Source organism: Rhodococcus xishaensis, assembly GCF_004011825.1.
GTDB lineage: Bacteria > Actinomycetota > Actinomycetes > Mycobacteriales > Mycobacteriaceae > Prescottella > Prescottella xishaensis.
The window spans coordinates 937,480-960,349 of the sequence record NZ_RKLO01000001.1; the positions used below are offsets into that span (position 1 = coordinate 937,480).

20 protein-coding genes are annotated in these 22,870 nt (G+C 67.4%); 16 read left to right on the forward strand and 4 right to left on the reverse strand.

Going from position 1 to position 22,870, the window contains the following annotated elements; genetic code table 11:
• Positions 1–38: 38 nt before the first annotated feature.
• The 3 genes from pheS (at position 39) to EGT50_RS04365 (ending at position 4,205) form a co-directional block, all read left to right on the forward strand.
• Positions 39–1,109, forward strand: coding sequence for a phenylalanine--tRNA ligase subunit alpha (pheS, locus tag EGT50_RS04355; RefSeq protein ID WP_127951297.1), 1,071 nt, complete (start codon positions 39–41; stop codon positions 1,107–1,109).
• Positions 1,110–1,174: 65 nt separating this feature from the next.
• Entirely contained in the window at positions 1,175–3,664 is a 2,490-nt protein-coding gene (gene pheT / locus EGT50_RS04360) for a phenylalanine--tRNA ligase subunit beta (RefSeq protein ID WP_127951298.1), read from the forward strand.
• A 76-nt stretch (positions 3,665–3,740) separates the two neighbouring features.
• Positions 3,741–4,205: a PspA/IM30 family protein gene (locus tag EGT50_RS04365; RefSeq protein WP_127951299.1), complete on the forward strand. Its 465-nt coding sequence runs from the start codon at positions 3,741–3,743 to the stop codon at positions 4,203–4,205.
• 29 nt (positions 4,206–4,234) lie between these two features.
• On the opposite strand, the gene EGT50_RS04370 is transcribed toward EGT50_RS04365, so the two are convergent.
• Positions 4,235–5,959, reverse strand: a complete 1,725-nt coding sequence (locus tag EGT50_RS04370) for an acyl-CoA dehydrogenase family protein (protein WP_127951300.1) — start codon at positions 5,957–5,959, stop codon at positions 4,235–4,237.
• Positions 5,960–6,000: 41 nt separating this feature from the next.
• Between EGT50_RS04370 and EGT50_RS17325 the strand changes: the two genes are divergently transcribed.
• From EGT50_RS17325 to EGT50_RS04420, 11 genes are all read left to right on the forward strand, one after another.
• On the forward strand, positions 6,001–6,123 hold the full coding sequence (locus EGT50_RS17325) for a hypothetical protein (RefSeq protein ID WP_268960652.1): 123 nt from the start codon (positions 6,001–6,003) through the stop codon (positions 6,121–6,123).
• A 27-nt stretch (positions 6,124–6,150) separates the two neighbouring features.
• Positions 6,151–7,233 carry an N-acetyl-gamma-glutamyl-phosphate reductase gene (gene argC, locus EGT50_RS04375; RefSeq protein WP_127951301.1) on the forward strand — a complete coding sequence of 361 codons (1,083 nt, stop codon included), beginning with the start codon at positions 6,151–6,153 and terminating at the stop codon, positions 7,231–7,233.
• 38 nt (positions 7,234–7,271) lie between these two features.
• Positions 7,272–8,483, forward strand: coding sequence for a bifunctional glutamate N-acetyltransferase/amino-acid acetyltransferase ArgJ (gene argJ / locus EGT50_RS04380; protein ID WP_127951406.1), 1,212 nt, complete (start codon positions 7,272–7,274; stop codon positions 8,481–8,483).
• A gap of 8 nt (positions 8,484–8,491) precedes the next feature.
• Positions 8,492–9,460 carry an acetylglutamate kinase gene (gene argB / locus EGT50_RS04385; RefSeq protein ID WP_235870583.1) on the forward strand — a complete coding sequence of 323 codons (969 nt, stop codon included), beginning with the start codon at positions 8,492–8,494 and terminating at the stop codon, positions 9,458–9,460.
• Positions 9,457–10,680 (forward strand): acetylornithine transaminase, encoded by a 1,224-nt coding sequence (locus tag EGT50_RS04390; RefSeq protein WP_127951302.1) that lies wholly within the window; start codon positions 9,457–9,459, stop codon positions 10,678–10,680. Before argB ends, EGT50_RS04390 begins: the two co-directional genes overlap by 4 nt.
• Before the next feature lie 4 nt (positions 10,681–10,684).
• The gene (gene argF / locus EGT50_RS04395; protein ID WP_127951408.1) at positions 10,685–11,626 is read left to right on the forward strand and encodes an ornithine carbamoyltransferase; all 942 of its coding nucleotides are present in this window, start codon (positions 10,685–10,687) and stop codon (positions 11,624–11,626) included.
• Positions 11,623–12,141: an arginine repressor gene (locus tag EGT50_RS04400; protein ID WP_127951303.1), complete on the forward strand. Its 519-nt coding sequence runs from the start codon at positions 11,623–11,625 to the stop codon at positions 12,139–12,141. The genes argF and EGT50_RS04400 overlap by 4 nt, the downstream gene beginning before the upstream one ends.
• A gap of 49 nt (positions 12,142–12,190) precedes the next feature.
• Complete coding sequence (locus tag EGT50_RS04405; protein ID WP_127951304.1) at positions 12,191–13,390, forward strand: argininosuccinate synthase; 1,200 nt, start codon at positions 12,191–12,193, stop codon at positions 13,388–13,390.
• A gap of 2 nt (positions 13,391–13,392) precedes the next feature.
• Positions 13,393–14,844: an argininosuccinate lyase gene (argH, locus tag EGT50_RS04410; RefSeq protein ID WP_127951305.1), complete on the forward strand. Its 1,452-nt coding sequence runs from the start codon at positions 13,393–13,395 to the stop codon at positions 14,842–14,844.
• 115 nt (positions 14,845–14,959) lie between these two features.
• A complete protein-coding gene (locus EGT50_RS04415; protein WP_127951306.1) occupies positions 14,960–17,920 on the forward strand; it encodes an acyl-CoA synthetase in 2,961 nt (986 codons plus the stop codon).
• 66 nt (positions 17,921–17,986) lie between these two features.
• A complete protein-coding gene (locus EGT50_RS04420) occupies positions 17,987–18,205 on the forward strand; it encodes a Trm112 family protein (protein ID WP_127951307.1) in 219 nt (72 codons plus the stop codon).
• On the opposite strand, the gene EGT50_RS04425 is transcribed toward EGT50_RS04420, so the two are convergent.
• Genes EGT50_RS04425 through EGT50_RS04435 form a run of 3 tightly spaced genes read right to left on the reverse strand, consistent with a single transcriptional unit; the run spans position 18,169 to position 20,344 of the window.
• On the reverse strand, positions 18,169–18,819 hold the full coding sequence (locus EGT50_RS04425) for a TetR/AcrR family transcriptional regulator (protein ID WP_164873338.1): 651 nt from the start codon (positions 18,817–18,819) through the stop codon (positions 18,169–18,171). The two genes, EGT50_RS04420 and EGT50_RS04425, sit on opposite strands and share 37 nt — an antisense overlap.
• The gene (locus EGT50_RS04430) at positions 18,819–19,574 is read right to left on the reverse strand and encodes an ABC transporter permease (protein WP_206615744.1); all 756 of its coding nucleotides are present in this window, start codon (positions 19,572–19,574) and stop codon (positions 18,819–18,821) included. Before EGT50_RS04430 ends, EGT50_RS04425 begins: the two co-directional genes overlap by 1 nt.
• A gap of 2 nt (positions 19,575–19,576) precedes the next feature.
• Positions 19,577–20,344: an ABC transporter ATP-binding protein gene (locus EGT50_RS04435; protein WP_127951310.1), complete on the reverse strand. Its 768-nt coding sequence runs from the start codon at positions 20,342–20,344 to the stop codon at positions 19,577–19,579.
• Positions 20,345–20,441: 97 nt separating this feature from the next.
• Between EGT50_RS04435 and EGT50_RS04440 the strand changes: the two genes are divergently transcribed.
• Together EGT50_RS04440 and tyrS are read left to right on the forward strand one after the other, a co-directional pair.
• Positions 20,442–21,083 carry a DNA-3-methyladenine glycosylase gene (locus EGT50_RS04440; RefSeq protein WP_127951311.1) on the forward strand — a complete coding sequence of 214 codons (642 nt, stop codon included), beginning with the start codon at positions 20,442–20,444 and terminating at the stop codon, positions 21,081–21,083.
• 24 nt (positions 21,084–21,107) lie between these two features.
• Entirely contained in the window at positions 21,108–22,385 is a 1,278-nt protein-coding gene (tyrS, locus tag EGT50_RS04445) for a tyrosine--tRNA ligase (RefSeq protein ID WP_127951312.1), read from the forward strand.
• The last annotated feature ends 485 nt before the right edge of the window (positions 22,386–22,870 follow it).

Sequence of the window (22,870 nt, forward strand, 5' to 3'; positions counted from 1 at the left end):
CGAACAGATCGCGAGATAGATGAGGAGTTGCACCGGTCGTGGCTAAGAATGAGGGCGGTGCCCCGCCCACTGTCGATTCGAACGCGCTCACCGAGGAGTCGCTGAATTCGGCGGCTCTCGCCGCCGAGAAGGCGTTCGGTGCGGCTGCGAATCTCGACGAACTCGCCACGGCCAAGATCGAGCATCTGGGCGACAAGGCGCCTATCGCGCTCGCTAGGCGTGGGTTGGGCGCGCTGCCGAAGGAGGAGCGCGCCGAAGCCGGGAAGCGGGTCAACGTCGCCCGTACCCGCGTCACAACCGCGTTCGACGCGCGGCGCGAGATCCTGCTCGCCGAGCGCGACGCGGCGGTACTGGTCGCCGAAGCCATCGACGTGACCCTGCCATCGGACCGTCGGCACGAAGGTGCTCGCCACCCGATCACGATCATCTCCGAGCAGGTCGCCGACGTGTTCGTCGGCATGGGTTGGGAGGTCGCCGAGGGGCCCGAGGTCGAGACCGAGCACTTCAACTTCGACGCCCTCAACTTCCTGCCTGACCATCCCGCCCGCACGATGCAGGACACCTTCCACATCGCGCCCGAGGGGTCGCGTCAGGTGCTGCGCACCCACACGTCCCCGGTGCAGGTGCGCACGATGCTCTCGCGTGAGATCCCGATCTACGTCGTGTGCCCGGGGCGCACTTTCAGGACCGACGAGCTCGACGCCACTCACACGCCGGTCTTCTCCCAGATCGAGGGTCTCGCGGTGGACAAGGGCCTGACCATGGCGCACCTCCGTGGCACGCTCGACGCCTTCGCTCGGGCACTGTTCGGACCCGAGACGCGGACGCGTATGCGCCCCAACTACTTTCCGTTCACCGAACCGTCTGCCGAGGTGGACGTGTGGTTCCCGAACAAGAAGGGCGGCGCCGGCTGGGTCGAGTGGGGAGGCTGCGGCATGGTGAACCCGAACGTGCTGCGTGCGTGTGGAATCGACCCCGACGAATACTCCGGTTTCGCCTTCGGCATGGGCCTCGAGCGGACACTGCAGTTCCGCAACGGCATCCCCGACATGCGCGACATGGTCGAGGGCGATGTGCGTTTCACCCTGCCGTTCGGTGTGCAGGCCTAGGCGTGGAGCCTGCCGAGCAGACCCCGACCTGAGTCCCGACTCACGAGCGAGAGAGCTGAGTAGACGTGCGAGTAGCGCAATCGTGGTTGACCGAGATCCTGCAGCGGGCGACGCCCGACTGGCAGGTGACCGCTGACGAACTCGACGCCGGGTTCGTCCGTGTCGGGCTGGAGGTCGAGGAAGTCGATCCGCTCGAGCCCGTGACCGGGAGCCTGGTCGTCGGTCAGGTCGTCGAGATCACCGAGCTCACCGAGTTCAAGAAGCCCATCCGCTTCTGCAAGGTGGATGTCGGCGCCGGCGCGCCGCAGGAGATCGTGTGCGGCGCCCGGAACTTCGCCGAGGGTGATCTCGTCGTCGTCGCTCTGCCGGGCTCGGTGCTGCCGGGCGGTTTCGCCATCTCGTCCCGCAAGACGTACGGCAAGGTCTCCAACGGCATGATCTGCTCGGTGGCGGAGCTGGGCATCGGCAAGGACCACTCGGGCATCCTCGTCCTCGAGCCGGATACTGCCGACCCGGGGACTGATGCCAACGAGGTGTTGGGACTCGACGACACCGTGATCGAACTCAACATCACGCCCGACCGTGGCTACTGCTTCTCGGTGCGCGGCCTGACCCGGGAGCTCGCCTGCGGATTCGATCTCGAGTTCACGGACCCGGCCGCAGTGCCGGCATTGCCGTCCGACGGCGGTGAGGCGTGGCCAGTCCAGCTCGTACCGGAGTCCAAGGCGAGTCGCTTCACAGTGCGCAGGATCACTGGCATCGATCCGAAAGCAGTCAGCCCGTGGTGGCTGCAGCGGCGCCTGCTGATGTCCGGTGTGCGCCCGATCTCGCCCGCCGTCGACGTGACGAACTACGTCCTACTCGAGCTCGGCCAACCGCTGCACGCGTTCGACGCGGCCAAGGTGCAGGGCGGACTCGTGGTGCGTCGTGCGAAGGCGGGGGAGAAGCTGACCACGCTCGACGAGATCGAACGTGCCCTCGATCCCGAGGACGTCGTCATCGCTGACGACTCCGGGGTCATCTCGCTGGCCGGCGTCATGGGTGGTGCCGCCACCGAGGTCCACGACGGGACCACCGACATCCTCCTCGAGTCGGCCACGTGGGATCCGCTCGCGGTCTTCAAGACGTCGCGACGCCACAAGCTGATCAGTGAGGCCAGCAAGCGGTACGAGCGTGTCGTCGATCCCGAGATCGCCGTGCCGGCGCTGGACCGTGCCGCCGCTCTGATCGTCGAGATCGCCGGCGGCACGATCGAACCCGTCCTCACCGATGTCGGCGCCGTTGCGCCCTCTGGGCAGATCCGGATGGACATCGACCTGCCGGACCGGGTCGCCGGCGTGGCGTACCCGAACGGGACCGCGGCACGGCGCCTTACGCAGATCGGCTGCACGGTCGAGGTCGGTGTCAGCGAAACCGGGCACGGCCAGCTGGTCGTGACGCCGCCGTCGTGGCGCCCCGACCTGGTGCAGCCCGCCGATCTGGTCGAGGAAGTGCTGCGGCTCGAAGGTCTCGAGCAGATCCCCTCCGTGCTTCCTCACGCCCCGGCCGGCCGTGGCCTGACCCCGCAGCAGCGCCGTCGCCGCGCTGTCGGACGGATGCTGGCCGCCTCGGGCTACGTCGAGGTTCCGCCGCCGGTGTTCCTGCCACACGCCGTGTTCGACACGTGGGGTCTCGACGCCGAGGACCCGCGTCGTACCACCACCAAGGTGCTCAACCCACTCGAGTCGGATCGGCCGGAGCTGGCGACGACTTTGCTTCCCGGCATGTTGGAAGTACTGGCGCGCAACGCCTCTCGTGGTCAGCGAGACCTGTCGCTGTACGGCATCGCGCAGGTGGTGCTGCCGGGTCCGGACACCAAACCGGTCGAGGTGCTGCCGGTGGATCGTCGTCCGTCCGAGGAGCAGATCGCCGAGCTGCTCAGGTCGCTGCCGGCACAGCCGCTGCACGTCGCCATCGTCCTGTCCGGCCGGCGCGAGCCGTCCGGGCCCTGGGGGCCGGGACGTCCGGCTGACACGACCGACGCCTTCGCCGCGGTCCGGACGATCGCTGCTGCTGCCGGCGTCACGCTCGAATTGCGGGCGGCGCAGTACCTGCCGTGGCACCCGGGCCGGTGCGCGGAGGTCGTGTTCGACGGCACCGTCGTCGGACACGCCGGTGAACTCCATCCAGCGGTGCTCGAGCGTTCCGGTCTGCCAGCACGCTCGTGTGCGGTCGAGATCGACCTCGATGCCCTACCCGTCGTCGAAGGCCTTCCCGCCCCACAGATTTCGCCGTTCCCGGCGGTCCTGCAGGACGTCGCCGTGGTTGTCGACAGCTCGGTGCCGTCGGCCGCGGTCGAGGCGGCGTTGCGAAGCGGTGGCGGTGAACTCCTCGAGGACATCCGCCTGTTTGACGTGTTCGAGGGCGAGCAGGTCGGCGAGGGGCGCAAGTCGCTTGCCTTCGCGCTGCGGTTCCGTGGTGCCGACCGCACGCTGACAGAGGACGAGGCGAGTGCCGCCCGTGACGCCGCAGTGGCCGCAGCGGCGGACGCCGTCGGGGCCGTCCTGCGTGGATAGTCCGCGACACGGGTCGTGATGAGCCGATGAGGCGCTCTTCTCGGTAGCCTGGAAGGCGTACCGGGAGGAGTCTCTCATGGTCGAAACGGGAAGTGGATCGGGCGACGTGCTTGCGCGGTTGCGCCAGCTCTCCGATGCGGACCTGCTGGCAATAGTGCTGGTGACGACGGCCGAGCGTCCGGGTCTGTCGCCGGTACACGCGGCCGCCGCCGCCCTGTCGGCGAGCGGGCTCGGCCCCGACTACCCGCCGGACCCGACGCGGCCGGCCGTACCCCCCGAAATTCCGCCGCCGCTGACGACGGCGAGCGGTACGGTGCCCGGCTCCGGCCACACCGCCCCCGACTACACCGATGGCGGCGTCCCGACCTTCGAGCGGGTTCGAGACCGTATCGAGGAACGCTTCGGGACCGCCCTCGGCTCGGAGGAACTCGAACGGGGCAGTCGGGCCGGGCGGGACGTCGAGGAGAAGTGGCAGGCGCGGGAGAAGGCCGCCCATGACAAGCTCGACGAGATCCGCCGGTCGATGAAGGACGAGCACTAGGCCGCCCAACCGTCAGTGCCGTTCGAGGCTCAGTGTCGTTCGAGGATCGCAGCGAAATCGGTTCCGGCGGGCAGGGATCCGTACTCGAGGTCCCGGTCGGCGCCCAGTCGCGCGCTGATGAACGCCTCCGCGACCGGGTTCGGTGCCTCCCGCAGCAGTAGCGAACCCTGCAGCCCGAGCGCCATCGCTGCAGCGACCGGGCGCGCCCGCTGTTGCGCGGCCGCCGGCTCGAGCGTGGCGAGCTCGGCGAGCATTGCGTGCACCCGATCGAGGTGAGCGTCGAACAACGATGACGCGCCGCGGGCCAGGTTCAGCTCGGCGTCGAAGGCCGAAACCGTCTCGGGCTCGCGGGTCATCGCACGCAGGACGTCGAGGGCGATGACATTGCCCGACCCCTCCCACACCGCCATGACCGGCTGCTCCCGATACCGGCGGGCCAGCGGGAACGCCTCCGTGTATCCGTTACCGCCGAGGCACTCGAGCGATTCGTAGGCGTGGTGCGGGCCGCGCTTGCAGATCCAGTACTTACTCACCGCCGTCGCCAAGCGGCGAAACGCCTTCTCCGAATCGGAGGCGTCGTCGTCGTGGGCGCGGGCCAGGCGCAGCGCCGTCGCCGTCGCCGCCTCCGATTCGAGGGCGAGGTCCGCGACGACGGCGGTCATCGCAGGCTGATCGACGAGCGTCGCGCCGAACGCGGACCGGTGCCGTACATGCCAGAGCGCCTCGGCGACCGATTGACGCATCCCGGCCGCCGATCCGTACACGCAGTCGAGCCGGGTCCGCGCGACCATCTCGATGATCGTGCGCACGCCCCGCCCGGGCTCGCCGACGAGGTGGCCGATCGTCCCGTCGAGCTCGATCTCGGACGAGGCATTCGACTTGTTGCCGAGCTTGTCCTTGAGCCGCTGGATCCGGAAAACGTTGCGGGTGCCGTCCTCGAGCACCCGCGGCACCAGGAAGCAGGACAGCCCCAGCTGTGCTGTCTGGTCGCTCCGCTCGTGTGTCCGGTCGCTCCGCGGGCTCCGCTCCTGCGTCTGCGCGAGGACCAGGAAGGCGTCGGACATCGGGGCCGAGCAGAACCACTTGTGTCCGGTCAGGGCATACATGCCGTCCGAGAGCGGTTCGGCCGTAGTGGTGTTCGCGCGGACGTCTGAGCCGCCCTGCTTCTCGGTCATCGCCATCCCGAACAGCACGCCGGGCTTGTCGCCGGGCGCGGCGAGGGCCCCGTCGTAGCCCCGCGAGTACAACCGGGGCAGCCAACGCTCGGCGAGCTCAGGCGCGAGCATCAGCGACGGCACCACGGAGTGGGTCATCGAGATCGGGCAACCGTGACCCGGCTCGATCTGTCCGAACAGCATGAACGTCGCGGCGCGAGCGACGTTCGCGCCGGCACGAGGCTCGGCCCAGGCGGACGTGTGTGCACCGTGCTTGACCGCGGCCGAGATCACCTGGTGGTAGGCGGGGTGGTACTCGACCTCGTCGATGCGGTGGCCGTAGCGATCGTGCGAATGGAGGCGGGGGAGCTCGGTGTTGGCGAGTTCGGCGGCATGCTGGAACTCGGCGGTGCCGACGAGAGCGCCCACCTCGGACAGGTGTGCGGCCGCCCACTCGGCGTCGTACCGGGCGACCCCCTCGACGAGTGGGGTGTTGCTCGTGAACTCGTTAACGCCTACGCGTGGGGGCGCCTGATTGAACACCTCATGGGTTCGGTGGCCGCGCGGCGCGGTGCCCGCCTGGTCGTTGACTGTCGTCATTCTCGAGCCCTTCCACAAAGTAATGAATCAGAATTCACTTCTTGCTGGTGACAGTAGAACGCGATCGTGCGATGGGCAACGGCGCCCGTCAAGACCCGTTCCTCGTTGCGATGTCGATCCGGCACGCGTCGTCGGACGACCAGAACCACCCGGGGATGAATTAGTTTGCACGATGGTGCATAATCATCCGCATGGGTACTTCTGGAGACTCTGGTGCTTCAGCGGCCGGCAACCGGTCGCCGATCAAGGTCGCGCTCGCAGGGGCGAGTGGGTACGCGGGCGGCGAGATCCTGCGCCTGCTGCTCGGTCACCCCGCTTACCGGGACGGCTCGCTGGTGATCGGGGCACTGACCGCCGGCGGGAACGCCGGCACCACGCTCGGCTCACACCATCCGCACCTACTGCCGCTCGCGGACCGCGTCCTCGGACAGACCGACATAGAGACCCTATCCGGTCACGACGTCGTGTTCCTCGGACTGCCGCACGGCAACTCCGCGGAGATCGCCGAGCAACTCGCCGAGTCCACCGTGATCATCGACTGCGGGGCCGACTTCAGGCTGACCGACTCCGACGACTGGGAGAAGTACTACAAGAGCCCCCACGCCGGCAGCTGGCCGTACGGCCTGCCCGAACTGCCGGGCGGCCGGGACAAACTCGTCGGTGCCACCCGGATCGCGGTGCCCGGCTGCTACCCGACGGTGTCGTCGCTGGCGCTCGCCCCGGCGGTTACCGCAGGCATCGTCGAGCCGAGGGTGACCATCGTCGCGGTCAGCGGAACGACCGGCGCAGGAAGAGCCCCCAAGGCTGATCTGCTCGGTTCGGAGGTGATGGGCTCAGTCCGGGCCTACGGCGTCGGCGGCGCCCATCGGCACACCCCCGAGATCAAGCAGAACCTGTCGGCGATCGCCGGCACCGACGTGACGGTGTCGTTCACGCCGGTCCTGGCGCCGATGCCGCGCGGCATCCTCGCGACGTGCACCGCGCCCACCACCGCGTCCGCCGACGAGATCCGGACGGTGTACGAGAAGGCGTACGCGGACGAGCCGTTCGTGCACGTGCTACCGGAGGGACAGCTACCGCAGACCGGTGCCGTCGTCGGATCCAACGCCGTGCAAATCGCCGTGACGGTCGACGCCGACGCCGGACTCCTCGTCGCGATCGCCGCGATCGACAATCTCACCAAGGGCACTGCCGGGGGTGCCGTTCAATCCATGAACCTGGCCCTGGGCCTGCCCGAGACCGATGGTCTCTCGACCGTGGGAGTTGCTCCGTGACCACCGAATCCGCATCATCCTCTACAGCCGGGACCGGTATCACCGAAATCGCCGGCGGCCAACTGCTCCGCACCCAGGGTGTCACCGCGCCCGCCGGATTCCGTGCCGCAGGTATCACGGCGGGGATCAAGGCCAACGGTAAGTCCGACCTCGCACTCGTCTTCAACGAGGGCCCCGAGCTCGCCGCCGCGGGGGTGTTCACCGCCAACAAGGTCAAGGCGGCTCCCGTCCTGTGGTCGCAGCAGGTGCTCACCACCGGACGTTTGCGGGCCGTCGTCCTCAACTCGGGCGGCGCGAACGCGTGCACAGGGGCTCCCGGCTTCCAGGACGCCCACAAGACAGCCGAGCAAGTCGCCGCGTCGCTCAGCGACTGGGGCACCGAGACCGGGGCGATAGAGGTGGCTGTCTGCTCGACCGGACTGATCGGGGACCGGTTGCCGATGGACAAGGTCCTCGCAGGTGTCACCGCGATCGTGCACGAGTTGGCCGGCGGGATCTCCGGTGGCACTGACGCCGCACACGCGGTCATGACCACGGACACCGTTCCGAAGCAGGTTGCGCTGCACCACGGCGGCAAGTGGAAGGTCGGCGGCATGGCGAAGGGCGCGGGCATGCTCGCGCCGTCCCTTGCCACGATGCTCTGCGTCCTCACCACCGACGCCGTCGCGACCGCCGAACAACTCGACGAGGCGTTGCGGCACGCGACGCGCATGACGTTCGATCGGCTCGACGTGGACGGCGCGGCCTCCACCAACGACACCGTGCTGCTGCTTTCGTCCGGTGCCAGCAACGTGGCGCCGTCGCAGGACGAGCTCAATGCAGCCGTGCTCGCGGTCTGCGACGACCTGGCCGAGCAGATGATGGCCGACGCGGAGGGCGTCACCAAGCGGGTCCGGGTCACCGTCAACGGCGCCGCGTCCGAGCAGGACGCCCTCATCGCGGCCCGCGGCGTCGCCCGCGACAGCCTCGTCAAGACCGCGCTGTTCGGCTCCGATCCCAACTGGGGTCGGGTGCTGGCCGCCGTGGGCATCGCGCCGATCACTCTCGACCCGGACCGGATCGCGGTGTCGTTCAACGGCAATCCGGTCTGTATCGATGGCGTCGGCGCGCCCGGTGCCCGTGAGGTGGACCTGTCGGGTGGCGACATCGACCTCACCATCGAACTCGGCGTCGGCGAGCACACCGCATCCATCCGTACGACGGACCTCTCACACGGGTACGTCGAAGAGAACTCGGCGTATTCGTCATGAGCAGCGACATGGGTACGGCGGTGAACACCGAGAAGTCGAGCATCGAGAAGTCGAGCATCGAGAACCTGACGGCGAGCCAGAAGGCGCACGTCCTGGCCGAGGCGCTGCCGTGGCTCCAACGTTTCCGCGACAAGATCGTCGTGATCAAGTACGGCGGCAACGCAATGATCGACGACGGACTCAAGCGCGCGTTCGCAGCGGACATGGCCTTCCTGCGGACCATCGGCATCCACCCGGTCGTCGTGCACGGCGGTGGACCGCAGATCAACGCCATGCTGAAGCGACTCGGCATGGAGGGCGAGTTCCGGGGCGGCTTCCGCGTGACGACGCCTGAGGTCATGGACGTCGTCCGGATGGTGCTGTTCGGTCAGGTCGGCCGCGAACTCGTCGGCCTGATCAACACGCACGGGCCGTACGCCGTCGGCATTTCCGGTGAGGACGCGCGGCTGTTCACCGCCACCCGTCGCACCGTCCAGGTCGAGGGCACGGCCACCGACATCGGACTCGTCGGCGACGTCACCGCCGTCAATCCCGCGGCGGTGCTCGATCTCATTGCAGCCGGACGTATCCCGGTCGTCTCGACGATCGCGCCCGACGAGGACGGCGTCGTGCACAACATCAACGCCGACACCGCAGCAGCTGCGCTTGCCGAGGCGATAGGTGCCGAGAAACTCGTCGTGCTCACCGACGTCGAGGGCCTCTACACCGACTGGCCCGACCGGTCGTCGCTCGCGACCGAGATCGCCGCCCCCGCGCTGCGTCAGCTGCTTCCGAGTCTCGACGCGGGCATGGTCCCCAAGATGGAGGCCTGCCTGCGCGCCGTCGAGGGCGGCGTTCCTACCGCGCACGTCATCGACGGGCGCGTCGCGCACGCGGTCCTGCTCGAACTCTTCACCGGCGAGGGCATCGGCACCATGGTCACGCCGGCGCGCGGCCTCGAAGCCCGGGACCTCGAAGACCTGGAAGGACAACCATGACCACGACAGCGGATCTCCAGCAGCGCTGGTCCGGCGCGCTGATGAACACTTACGGCGTGCCGCGGGTGGCCCTGGTCCGCGGCGAGGGCGCGGTCGTCACCGATGCCGACGGCAAGCAGTACCTGGACCTGTTGGCCGGTATCGCCGTCAACATCCTCGGCCACGCACACCCGGCGATCGTCGAGGCCGTCACACGGCAGCTGTCGACCCTCGGCCATGTGTCGAACCTGTACGCGAGTGAGCCGGCCGTCGCCCTGGCCGAGCAGCTCCTCGCACGCCTCGGTGCCGGCGAGTCCGGTGTCTCCGGGGGAAGCGTCACCGGGCGAGTCTTCCTGTGCAACTCGGGCACCGAGGCCAACGAGGCCGCGTTCAAGCTGGCGCGGGCAACCGGCAGACGCAAGATCATCGCCGCCGAGAAGGCGTTCCATGGCCGGACGATGGGTGCGTTGGCACTCACCGGTCAGCCCGACAAGCGTGCCCCGTTCGAGCCGATGCCGCCCGGCGTCGAACACGTGCCGTACGGCGATCTGGAGGCGCTCGACCGTGCGGTCGACGACGACACCGCCGCGGTGTTTCTCGAGCCGATCCTGGGTGAGTCCGGGGTCGTGGTTCCCCCCGAGGGTTACCTCACCGGCGCCCGCCGGATCACCGCCGAACGCGGCGCCCTGTTGATCCTCGACGAGGTGCAGACCGGTATCGGCCGCACGGGTTGGTTCTACGCGCACCAGGCGGTTGGCATCGTGCCCGACGTCATGACGCTCGCGAAAGGGCTCGGCGGCGGCATGCCGATCGGCGCCTGCATCGCGACCGGCGCGGCGGCGGAACTGATCGGCCCGGGTAAGCACGGCACCACATTCGGTGGTAACCCGGTGTGCGCGTCCGCCGCGCTCGCGGTCCTCGAGACGATCACAGCCGACGATCTGCTCTCCCGCGCCGACATGATCGGCAAGGTGCTCGCAACGGGTATCGAGGGGCTGGGGCACCCACTTGTCGACCACGTCCGTGGCGCGGGCCTGCTGCTGGGCGTCGTGCTGACCGAGGACCTCGCACCGGCGGTCGAGGCGGCAGCCCGGGACGCCGGCTACCTCGTGAACGCGGCCCAGCCCGGCGTGATCCGTTTGGCACCCCCGCTGATCATCACCGAGGAGCAGGCGGAAGGATTCGTCGCGGCGCTGCCGGGAATTCTCGATGAAGCCGGCGCGGGAGCAGGAGGCAGGTGAGCAGATGACCATTCGACACTTCTTGAGGGACGACGATCTGACCTCGGCAGAGCAGGCCGAGGTGCTTGCGCTCGCCCGTGAGCTCAAAGCGGATCCGTTCTCGCGGAAGCCGCTCGCCGGTCCGCGAGGCGTGGGCGTCATCTTCGACAAGAACTCCACCCGCACACGGTTCTCGTTCGAGATGGGCATCGCGCAACTCGGTGGCCACGCCGTCGTGGTCGACGGCCGCAGCACCCAACTCGGCCGAGACGAGACCCTGCAGGACACCGGTCGAGTGTTGTCCCGTTTCGTCGACGCGATCGTATGGCGCACGTTCGGCCAAGAGCGGCTCGAGCAGATGGCGGAGGGCGCGACCGTACCGATCGTCAACGCCCTGTCGGACCAGTTCCACCCCTGCCAGGTGCTGGCCGACTTGCAGACCCTCGCCGAGCGCAAGGGCGAGCTGAAGGGCCTGAGACTGACCTACCTCGGTGACGGCGCCAACAACATGGCGCATTCGTTGTTGCTCGGTGGCGTCACGGCCGGCGTGCACGTCACCATCGCAGCTCCGGTGGGGTTCGCCCCCGACCCATCGGTCGTCGACGCTGCCCGCATACGCGCCGAGCAGACCGGCGCGATGATCACGCTCACCGACGACCCACAGGCCGCGGTCGTCGGGGCCGACGCGCTCGTCACCGACACGTGGACGTCGATGGGACAGGAGGACGACGGGCAGGACCGCGTCGGACCGTTTCGGCCGTTCCAGATCAACGCCGACCTGCTCGATAACGCGGCACCGGACGCCGTCGTGTTGCACTGCCTACCAGCGCATCGCGGCGAGGAGATCACCGACGAGGTGCTCGACGGTCCGCAGTCGGCAGCGTGGGACGAGGCCGAGAATCGGCTGCACGCACAGAAGGCCCTGCTCGTGTGGCTATTCGAGAAGGGATCGGGGGAAACACCGTGACGTCCGCTCCGGGAGACAATCGCTCGCAACCGACGGTGCCGGTGGCACAAACGCGCGCCGGGCGCCAGGCACGGATCGTTGCCCTCGTCGCCGAACGGCACATACGCAGCCAGGCTGAACTCGCCGCGCTGCTCGCCGCAGAGGGAATCGATGTCTCGAACGCGACATTGTCGCGTGACCTCGAGGAACTCGGCGCGGTGAAACTGCGCGCCGCGGACGGTGGTCCCGGGGTGTACGTGGTGCCGGAAGACGGGTCGCCCGTGCGGGGTGTCTCCGGCGGCACCGATCGTCTGTCCCGGCTGCTGGGCGAGCTGTTGGTATCGACCGCCGCCAGCGGCAACCTTGCGGTTCTACGAACCCCGCCGGGAGCCGCTCACTACCTGGCCAGCGCCCTGGATCGGGCCTCGCTCACCAACGTCGTCGGAACGATTGCGGGCGACGACACCATCCTCGTCGTGGCTCGCGAACCGCTCACCGGAGCAGAGCTTGCCGCCGAGATCGAGCGCCTGGCCTGACCACTAGACTCTCCCTCGAACACTTCGAACTCTAAGGAGCACACTCACCATGGCTGATCGCGTCGTACTCGCCTACTCGGGCGGGCTGGACACCTCCGTGGCCATCAGCTGGATCGGCAAGGAGACCGGCAAGGAGGTCGTTGCCGTCGCGATCGATCTCGGCCAGGGCGGCGAGGACATGGAGGTCGTCCGTCAGCGTGCCCTCGACTGCGGTGCGGTCGAGTCGGTCGTGGTGGATGCCCGCGACGAGTTCGCCGACGAATACTGCCTGCCGACAATCCAGGCCAACGCGCTCTACATGGACCGCTACCCGCTGGTGTCGGCCATCAGCCGTCCGCTCATCGTCAAGCACATCGTGAAGGCTGCCCGCGACCACGGCGGCACGGTGGTGTCGCACGGCTGCACCGGCAAGGGGAACGACCAGGTGCGCTTCGAGGTGGGCTTCGGTGCCCTCGCGCCCGACCTCGAGGTCATCGCCCCGGTCCGCGACTACGCGTGGACCCGTGAGAAGGCCATCTCCTTCGCCGAGGAGAACAACATTCCGATCAACGTCACCAAGCGCTCGCCGTTCTCGATCGACCAGAACGTGTGGGGCCGTGCGGTCGAGACGGGATTCCTCGAGGACCTGTGGAACGCGCCCACCAAGGACGTCTACGACTACACCCAGGACCCGACGCTCAACTGGAACAGCCCCGACGAGCTGATCATCAGCTTCGAGGCGGGCAAGCCCGTCGCGATCGACGGCAAGTCCGTCACCGTGCTCGAGGCGATCCAGGAACTCAACAAGCGTGCCGGTGCGCAGGGCGTCGGCCGCCTCGACGTCGTCGAGGATCGTCTCGTCGGCATCAAGAGCCGTGAAGTGTACGAGGCCCCGGGCGCGATGGTGCTCATCAACGCGCATCAGGAACTCGAGCACGTGACCCTCGAGCGCGAGCTGGGCCGCTACAAGCGTCAGATGGAGCAGCGGTGGAGCGAGCTGGTCTACGATGGCCTGTGGTTCTCGCCGCTGAAGACCGCGCTCGACGCGTTCGTGCAGAAGACCCAGGAGCGGGTCACCGGCGACATCCGTCTGTTCCTGCACGGCGGGGCGATCACGGTCAACGGCCGCCGCAGCTCCGAGTCCCTGTACGACTTCAACCTGGCCACCTACGACGAGGGCGACACCTTCGACCAGTCGTACGCCAAGGGGTTCGTCAACATCCACGGCCTGTCCTCCAAGGTCGCGGCAAAGCGCGACCTGGGCCTGTAGCCGTGTCCGCGCACGGCGATACAAGGGGCGCTTCCCGCGAAGGCGCCACCGTCGAAGGGGCGCTGTGGGGTGGACGGTTCGAGTCCGGGCCGGCTGCCGCCATGGCGGCCCTGAGCAAGTCCACGCACTTCGACTGGGCACTGGCCCCGTACGACGTCCGGGCCTCGCAGGCACACGCACGCGTGCTGCACAAGGCCGGGTTGCTCAGTGACGCCGACCTCGCGAGCATGCTGGACGGACTGGCACGGCTAGCCGACGACGTTCAGAGCGGGGCGTTCGTTCCCGCCGAGTCCGACGAGGACGTGCATGGTGCACTCGAGCGCGGCCTGATCGAACGTGTCGGCCCAGAGGTGGGCGGCCGGTTGCGGGCGGGTCGCTCCCGCAACGACCAGGTGGCCACACTGTTCCGGATGTGGCTCCGTGATGCCGTGCGACGCATCGCCGACGGAGTCCTCGACATCGTCGACGCGCTCGCCACGCAGGCCGCGGCACACCCGGAGGCCGTGATGCCCGGCAAGACGCACCTGCAGGCGGCACAGCCGGTGCTCCTGGCGCATCACCTGCTCGCGCACACCCATCCGCTACTGCGCGACGTGGAGCGGCTGCGGGACCTCGACAAGCGGGCGGCGGTGTCGCCCTATGGGTCTGGTGCGCTGGCCGGATCATCGTTGGGGCTCGACCCTGACGCGATCGCGGACGAGTTGAGCTTCGACTCGGCCGCGGACAACTCGATCGACGCGACGTCGTCGCGGGACTTCGCGGCCGAGGCCGCCTTCGTTCTCGCCATGATCGCAGTGGACCTGTCTCGGATGGCCGAAGAAATCATCATCTGGAGCACACCGGAATTCGGCTACATCACGCTCTCCGATGCCTGGTCGACGGGGTCGTCGATCATGCCGCAGAAGAAGAACCCGGACGTCTCGGAGCTCACCCGGGGCAAGGCGGGGCGCCTGATCGGCAACCTCACCGGACTGCTGGCGACCCTCAAGGCGCAGCCCCTGGCATACAACCGCGATCTGCAGGAGGACAAGGAGCCGGTCTTCGATTCTGTGGCTCAACTCGAACTGCTCCTGCCGGCCATCACCGGTCTCGTATCAACCTTGGAGTTCCACACCGCCCGGATGGAGGAACTCGCTCCTGCGGGCTTCACTCTTGCGACCGACATCGCGGAATGGATGGTGCGGCAGGGCGTTCCCTTCCGCGTGGCGCACGAGGCCGCTGGTGCCTGTGTGCGGGTCGCGGAGGCGCGTGGTGTGGGTCTCGAAGAGCTCACAGACGCGGAGTTGGCGGGCGTCGATCCCGCGCTGACTCCCGCGGTTCGTGAGGTACTCACCGTCCACGGTTCGATCGCGTCGCGGAGCGCGCGGGGCGGCACGGCAGGGGTCCGGGTCGCCGAGCAGTTGGGTGGTGTCCGGCGCTGCGCGAATGTGCTACGCGAGTGGGTGCGTGCCTAGGTTTGAACCGATGACCCTTTCGGGCAACCGTGAGCCCCGCTAACGCAGTAATGTGAAGGCTCATCGAAAAGGATGTGACACAAAGTCACGATGAGTTTGGTGGGGGAGTGCGCTCGTGGGTCTCAGCTCCGACTACTTGGCGGCTTCGTTGCGGCGGGTCGTCGCCACGGCACAGAACGGTCTCGAGGTGGTTCGCTTCGGTGGTCTGGAGACGGGGGCGACACCGTCCCCGTTCCAGATCGTCGAGCGCGCCCCGATGTATCGATTGCGCCGCTACTTCCCTGATATCGATCCGGCTGATGCCGGTCCGCCGATCGTTCTCGTGCCGCCCATGATGATGTCGGCGGATGTCTACGACGTCACCCGTGACCACGGCGCGGTAGGCATCCTGCACGAGATGGGGATCGACCCCTGGGTGGTCGACTTCGGCTCTCCGGATGCCGAGGAGGGTGGCTTCGATCGCACCCTCACGGACCACATCGTCGCCATCAGTGAGGTCGTCGACATAGTCCATGAGCACACTGGCCGCGACGTCCACCTGTCCGGTTACTCACAGGGCGGCATGTTCTGCTACCAGGCGGCGGCGTACCGCAGATGCCGCAACGTCGCCAGTATCATCACGTTCGGTGCACCGGTGGATACATTGGCGGCGCTTCCCTTCAATATTCCGGCGTTCGTCGCCACCAGAGGGGCGGACCTCCTGGCCGATCACGTCTTCAATCGCCTGTCGATAGCCGGCTGGATGGCTCGCACTGGCTTCCAGTTTCTCGATCCGATGAAGACGGCGAAGTCACGTATCGATTTCCTCCGCCAGCTGCACGACCGTGAGGCGCTCCTTCCACGGGAGCAGCAACGGCGTTTCCTGGACCAGGACGGCTGGGTGGCCTGGTCCGGTCCGGCTGTCGCGGAACTGCTCAAGCAGTTCATCGTCCACAACCGGATGATGACCGGTGGCTTCGTCATCAAGGATGCTGCCGTCGGTCTTGCCGAGTTGTCGTGCCCGATCCTCGCATTCGTAGGTGAGGTGGACGACATCGGGCAGCCTCTCGCGGTGCGCGGCATCAAGCGGGCAGCGCCCCACGCAGAAGTATTCGAGTCGACGCTACGCGCTGGACATTTCGGTCTGGTGGTCGGATCGGCCGCCGCCGCCCGTACTTGGCCCGCCACCGGTGAGTGGGTGCGTTGGAGAGAGGGAGTGGGTAAACGTCCGGAGTCGGTGGTCGCGATGATCCACGACGAGCCTTCCGGGCGCGACAGCGGTGTCAGTTTCGCCGACCGGATCACCCACGCTGCCGCGTCGATCGCCGAGGTGGGCGTCGGTGCGAGCAAGGGTTTCGTGGATTTCGCGACCGACACCGTTCGCACCACGCGTGAGATCTCGATCGAGGCGGCCCGCGCGCTGCCGCGGCTGGCCCGCCTCGGGCAGTTGCAGCCACGCTCGCGGATCTCGCTCGGACTGCTGCTCGCCGAACAGGGACGTCAGGCGCCGGGCCGCGAGTTCTTCCTGTTCGATGACCGCGTGCACACGAACGCAGCCGTCAACACGCGAATCGACAACGTCGTGCGCGGTCTCGTCCATGCCGGCGTCCGGCCTGCGAGCCACGTCGGTGTCCTGATGGAGACACGCCCGAGTGCACTCGTCGCGATCGCCGCGCTCTCACGACTGGGCGCGGTCGCTGTCCTCCTGCCACCCGGCGCCAACCTCGACCAGGCGGCCCGCCTCGGCCGGGTCGACCGAATCGTCGTCGATCCCGACAACCTCGAGGACGCCGTCGCCACCGGCAGAAAGGTCCTCGTCCTCGGAGGCGGCGAGTTCCGTGGGCTTGCTGTCGAACTCGGACCGGACGTCGTCGACCTCGAGCAGGTGGATCCCGGTTCGGTGGCGCTCCCCGGGTGGTACCGCCCCAACCCGGGCCGCGCGGGCGAACTAGCCTTCGTGATCTTCAGTGGGTCGTGCGGAAACCTCGAAGCGAAGTTCATCACCAACCACCGATGGGCCCTATCGGCGTTCGGCACCGCCTCGGCTGCGTCGCTCACTCGTGGCGACACGGTGTACTGCCTTGCACCGTTGCATCATTCGTCAGGCCTCATGGCGGCCCTCGGTGGCGCGGTCGCGGGTGGCGCGCGAATCGCGCTCTCACGTGGACTCGATCCGGACCGCTTCGCAGAGGAGATCCGCCGGTACGGCGTCACCGTCGTCAGCTACACCTGGACGATGATGCGGGACATACTCGACGCCACACTTCCCCTCGAGGACGGGTATCCGGTCCGACTGTTCATCGGTTCGGGCATGCCGCCCGGACTCTGGCGTCGCACGACCGAAAGGTTCGCTCCTGCAGGAGTGCTCGAGTTCTATGCGTCCACAGAGGGCGATGTCGTCCTCGCGAACGTGTCGGGTGTCAAGGTCGGTTGCAAGGGGCGGCCCCTGCCGGGCAGTGCCGAGGTTCGCCTCGGCGCGTACGATCCGATCGAGGGCCGTCTGATCGAGGATGCGCGGGGCTTTGTCCGCGAGTGCAAGGATGGCGAGGTCGGCCTGCTGCTCGGCCGCCCGGGTGCCCATGCGGAGTCGGTACCCGGCGTGATGCGCGGAGTGTTCGAGGCCGGCGATGTCTGGGTGCCCACCGAGAACCTGTTCCGCCGCGACTCCGACGGCGACTACTGGCTCGTAGACCACAAGCGCACTGTCGTGGACGCTGTGCGCGGCCCGGTCTTCACACAGCCGATCGTCGACGTGCTCGGTGAGATGCCTCAGGTCGATCTCACGGTTGCCTATGGTGTGCCCGCGGGGGAGCGACAGGTGGCGGTCGCCGCGATCACGGTGCGCGACGGCCGTGCGCCGAGGGCGGCGGAGGTCAGCGCCGCGCTCGGGCAGTTGCCTGTGGCTGAGCGCCCGGATGTCGTCCATGTCGTGGAGCGGATTCCGCTGGGTGCGTCGTACCGGCCCAGTTCTTTGGCGCTGCAGGCAGCGGGTCTGCCGAAGCCGAGCGTGCGTGCGTGGTACCTCGATCCGGATACCGGCAAGTACAAGCGGTTCACCAAGGCGGTCGCGGCACACTTCGAAGGGGTGCCCGCATAGCGGGGTCGGGTCCGACTTGTAGCCTGGTGGACCAGCGGAGATCCCGGACGGCCCGAGAGGACTGAAGTGGCAATTGATCCCACCCTGCTCAGCATTCTGGCCTGCCCGCAGGACAAGGGCCCGTTGCTGTTGGTCGGCGACGAGGTGCTCTACAACCCTCGGCTTCGCTGCGCCTACCCGATCGAGAACGGCATTCCGGTGCTCCTGATCGATGAGGCCCGTGAAGTGGCCGACGCGGAGCACGAGGACTACGTCGCACGCGGTATCGCGTCATCCGCCGACTGACCGGGTCGGTCCAGCGGTCCGGTGAGATACCGCTGCAGCGTCGGCGCGATGAGTCGGGCGACCTCGTCGGTGTCGAGGCTGCCGAGCGCGTCGACCCTCAGGAGATGCCGAGTCAGGAAGAGCCCCGTCATCTGTGAGGCAACCAGCGCCACCCGCAGTTCACCGGTCCCCTTCGGCGAGTCGACCCGCGGGATGATGTCGCGCAGCACAACGTCGAGCAGAGCGCTACGGACCAGTCCTTCGTGGCCCCCGGTGAGCACCGAGCGCGCTGCTGCGACTACCGCCGCCTGGTGTGCAGAATCCCAAGCTCCGATGACGGTACGCGCGAGCGCCTCACCGAGTGCGTCGACCGGGACGGCGGCGAGCGGGCCCAGGAGCGATACCGGATCCCACGGAACTGCGATCGCTTCGACGAGCAGGCGCTGTTTGGTCCCGAAGTAGTGATGCACGAGCGCGGAGTCGACGCCGGCCGCGGCCGCGATAGACCGTACCGTGGTGTGCTCGAACCCCTTGTCAGCGAACTGATTCCGAGCGGCCTCGAGGATCCGATCGCGCGTCGCGGTCGGGCCGGGTCGGCGCCCTGGTCGCGCCGGCGGTGTCGTTGGCTCGGCCATCAGGGTGTACGTCGGCGGAGCGTGGCGGCCGCCAGGGCCAGAGCCACAAGCACGTATAGCACGACGATGCCCAGGTCACGCCACATCAGTGCCGTCGCACTGGGGTGGACGGCCACCTGTTGGAGCGCTTCGACCGCATAGCTGAGCGGGAGGGCGTTGCTGATCCACTCCAGCCACTGGGGCAATTGATCTCGGGGTACCAGGAGGCCGCACAGCAGGAGTTGAGGAACGGCAATGACGGGCATGAATTGCACGGCCTGGAACTCGGTGCGGGCGAACGCGCTCGCCAGAAGGCCGAGCGAGACGCCGAGCACCGCATTGACCACGGCGATGAGGATGACCCAGGCGACATTGCCCTCGGTGGTCAGGCTCAAGAACCCGAACGCCACGCCACAAGCAAGGGCTGCTTGGGCGGCAGCGGCTATCGAGAAGGCGGTGCCATAGCCGCCGAGCAGATCCAGCTTTGACAGGGGAGTACTGAGTAGTCGCTCGAGCGTTCCGGAACTGCGTTCTCGTTGCATCGCGATCGAGGTCACCAGGAACATCACCACGAAAGGAAGGATCCCGAGCATCGTGATCGCGATCCGGTCGAACAGCGGAATTTGGCCAGGGGGCGTCGGCACGTTCTGATACATGAAGTACAGCAGCACCATCAGCAGCGAGGGCACGAGCAGGATCATGGCCACGGTGCGGTGATCGTTGCGGAGTTGCCTCAGGATTCGGATAGTGCTTGAGGCGTAGATGCGGGGGTTCATGATCATTGCTCGACTCCCACCTGCTCGTCGCGGACCAGCGCCAGGAAGGCCTTCTCGAGGTTCGACTCACCGGTTCTGGTTCGCAGTTCGTCCGGTGGCACGTGGGCAAGGAGGTGTCCCTCGCGCAGGAGGAGGAGACTCTCGCAGCGGTCGGCTTCATCCATGACGTGACTCGACACGATCAGCGTCACTCCTGCTGCTGCGAGGGTCGAGAAATGCTCCCACAGTTCGTCCCGCAGGACAGGGTCGAGACCGACGGTCGGTTCGTCGAGCACGAGCAGCTCAGGCTTGCCGACGAGAGCGCACGCGAGCGACACCCGGCTGAGCTGCCCACCGGACAGGTCGCGGGCCCGATGGTGCGTGTGGCTGGACAGGCCCACAGCCTCGATCGTCTCCGCTGCAACGTCATTTCCCCGTCCGTAGAGGGACGCGAAATATCGCACGTTGTCCCGGATCGTGAGATCGAGGTACACGCTCGGGGCCTGCGTCACGTAGCCGATCCGTCTGCGCAACGCCGCCGATCCTGCAGGTCTGCCGAGGACGGTCACCGAACCGGACTCGACGATCTGGGTCCCGACCATGCATCGCATGAGGGTGGTCTTGCCGCACCCGGAAGGCCCGAGCAAGCCGGTGACGGTGCCGAGGGGAATCGACAGGCTGATGTCGCGCAGGGCGTGGACGTCCCCGCGAACCACATGGAGTCCCGCGACCTCGACTGCAGGTGTGGCTGCGGTTGGGTCCGTCGTGAAGTTCCCGGGTGTACCGGTCATGTCGACCTCGATTCATCGGGTGATGAAATCATCACATGATGAATTATTGACTCACTGGGGACGGACGTCAACAGGTGGCCGGTCGCGGGGCACCGAGATGAAGGCGCCGGGATGGAGAATCGGAACCGTGATCGATCCGGGACGGGAGATCTTGAGAGCGGCCCAGCACCCGCTCGTCGCAGCGCGGGCGATACTCGGAGGAGTGCTGTCCGTCGGGACGGTGCGGGCCCGGATCGTCGAGGTCGAGGCCTACGGCGGTGATCCGTCCGGCCCGTGGCCGGACCCCGCATCCCACTCCTATCGAGGCCGGTCGCCTCGGAACGCAGTCATGTTCGGCGAGGCCGGGCACCTTTATGTGTACCGCAGCTACGGGATGCACTTCTGCGCGAACGTGTCGTACGGACCCGACGGCGTGGCCGGCGGGGTACTGATGAGGGCGGCGGAGATCATGCAGGGCCACGAACTCGTTGCGTCACGACGACCGGGGGTGCGCCGTGCGGCCGACGTCGCCCGCGGACCGGGGAATCTCGGATCGGCGCTGGGAATTTCGCTTGCCCACAACGGCTTCGACCTGTTCGGAACCGACCCCGGTTTGTGCCTGGAGCTGGGACACGCCCCCGAGTCCCGGAGCGGGCCCCGGGTCGGAATTGCCGTCGCGGCCGACTGGCCTTGGCGACTATGGCTACCGAACTCGGCGGCGGTGTCGGCCTATCGCCGCAGCCCGCGCGCACCCGCCTGAAGTGGGCGGTGGGATGATCGAGAGGTGACTGAGAACATCCTTGACGAACTGACCTGGCGGGGGCTCATCGCCCAGTCGACCGATCTGGAAGCACTGCGTCGGGAAGCGGAGGCTGGTCCAGTCACGTTGTATGCCGGGTTCGATCCCACCGGACCGAGCTTGCACGCCGGTCACCTGGTTCCGCTGCTCGCGCTCAAGCGTTTCCAGCGGGCGGGACACCGCCCGATCGTTCTCGCCGGCGGCGCCACCGGCATGATTGGTGACCCCCGCGACGTCGGCGAGCGCGCCATGAACTCGGCCGAGACGGTCGCGGACTGGTCTGAGCGCATTCGCTCCCAGCTCGAACGCTTCGTCGACTTCGACGATTCACCGACCGGCGCCGTCATCGAGAACAACGCGAACTGGACGTCGAAACTCACCGCGATCGACTTCCTACGTGACATCGGCAAGCACTTCTCAGTGAACGTGATGCTCGCCCGCGACACCGTCAAGCGGCGTCTGGAATCGGATGGCATCTCCTACACCGAGTTCAGCTACATGTTGCTGCAGGCCAACGACTTCGTGCACCTACGGCGCAACTACGGCTGCAGGCTCCAGGTCGGCGGCGCGGATCAGTGGGGCAACATCGTCGCAGGCGTCGACCTGAACCGAAAGCTCGACGGTGAGTCGGTGCACGCGCTCACCGTGCCGCTCGTGACCTCGGCCGACGGAAAGAAGTTCGGCAAGTCGACCGGCGGCGGCAGCCTGTGGCTCGATCCCGAGATGACGAGCCCGTACGCCTGGTACCAGTACTTCGTGAACACCAGTGACGCCGATGTCGTGCGCTACCTGCGTTGGTTCACGTTCCTCACCCGCGACGAGTTGGCGGAGCTCGAGGTAGCGACCGCGGAGCGTCCGCAGGCGCGCGAGGCGCAGCGTCGACTCGCGGCGGAGATGACGACCCTCGTCCACGGTCAGGCCAACACCGACGCGGTCGAGCTCGCGAGCCAGGCACTGTTCGGTCGGGCCGAACTGTCCGATCTTGACGAGCCCACTCTCGCGTCCGCGCTGACCGAGGCATCGGTTGCCGAGGTACGTGCCGGTGACAGCAACACGATCGTCGAGCTTCTCGTCGCGAGCGGGCTGTGCGAGAGCAAGGGTGCTGCACGTCGGGCCGTAAAGGAGGGCGGCGCGTACGTGAACAACAAGCGCATCCCAGCCGAGGACTGGGTGCCGGAGACCGTCGACATGCTGCACGGTCAGTGGTTGGTTCTCCGTCGCGGTCGGAAGAACTTTGCCGGCATCAAGGTATTGGTGGGCTGACGTGTCGGGCATCACAAATAGTCTGTTTGTTTATGCCTTGCCGGTTGAGGGTCAGTGACCTGGGTGAATGTGGTGTATTCGGTTGGCGACCTGGTGGTTTGACGGTGGGGAAACGCAGGCGTAACTTGGTTCGGGTCAGAGCGGCTCGGACACCGACCCGGACGCGATCGTTTGTTTGATCGGCGTGGGTAAACGAGGTTGGACGGGGAGCGCCTGGCTTTCCTGGTTGGTTGGATCGCCCCTTGTTGTGTCGGGGGTGGTTGCGCTGTGCCGGGGTGGTTTGTTCGAGGGTTGGGGTTTGTGTCCGGTTCTCGGGTGGGCTAGAATGGAGCGGTTGCCCCGGGGTGAGGGACGTGTAGTTCCTGGTTTCGGTGTGTGCGTGTTCTTTGAGAACTCAACAGTGTGTCGATGAATGTCAGTGCCAAATTTTTTTGTTTGGTGGCCTGCACCCTTGTTTTGTGGGTGTGGGTGTTGCTGGTCGTCTC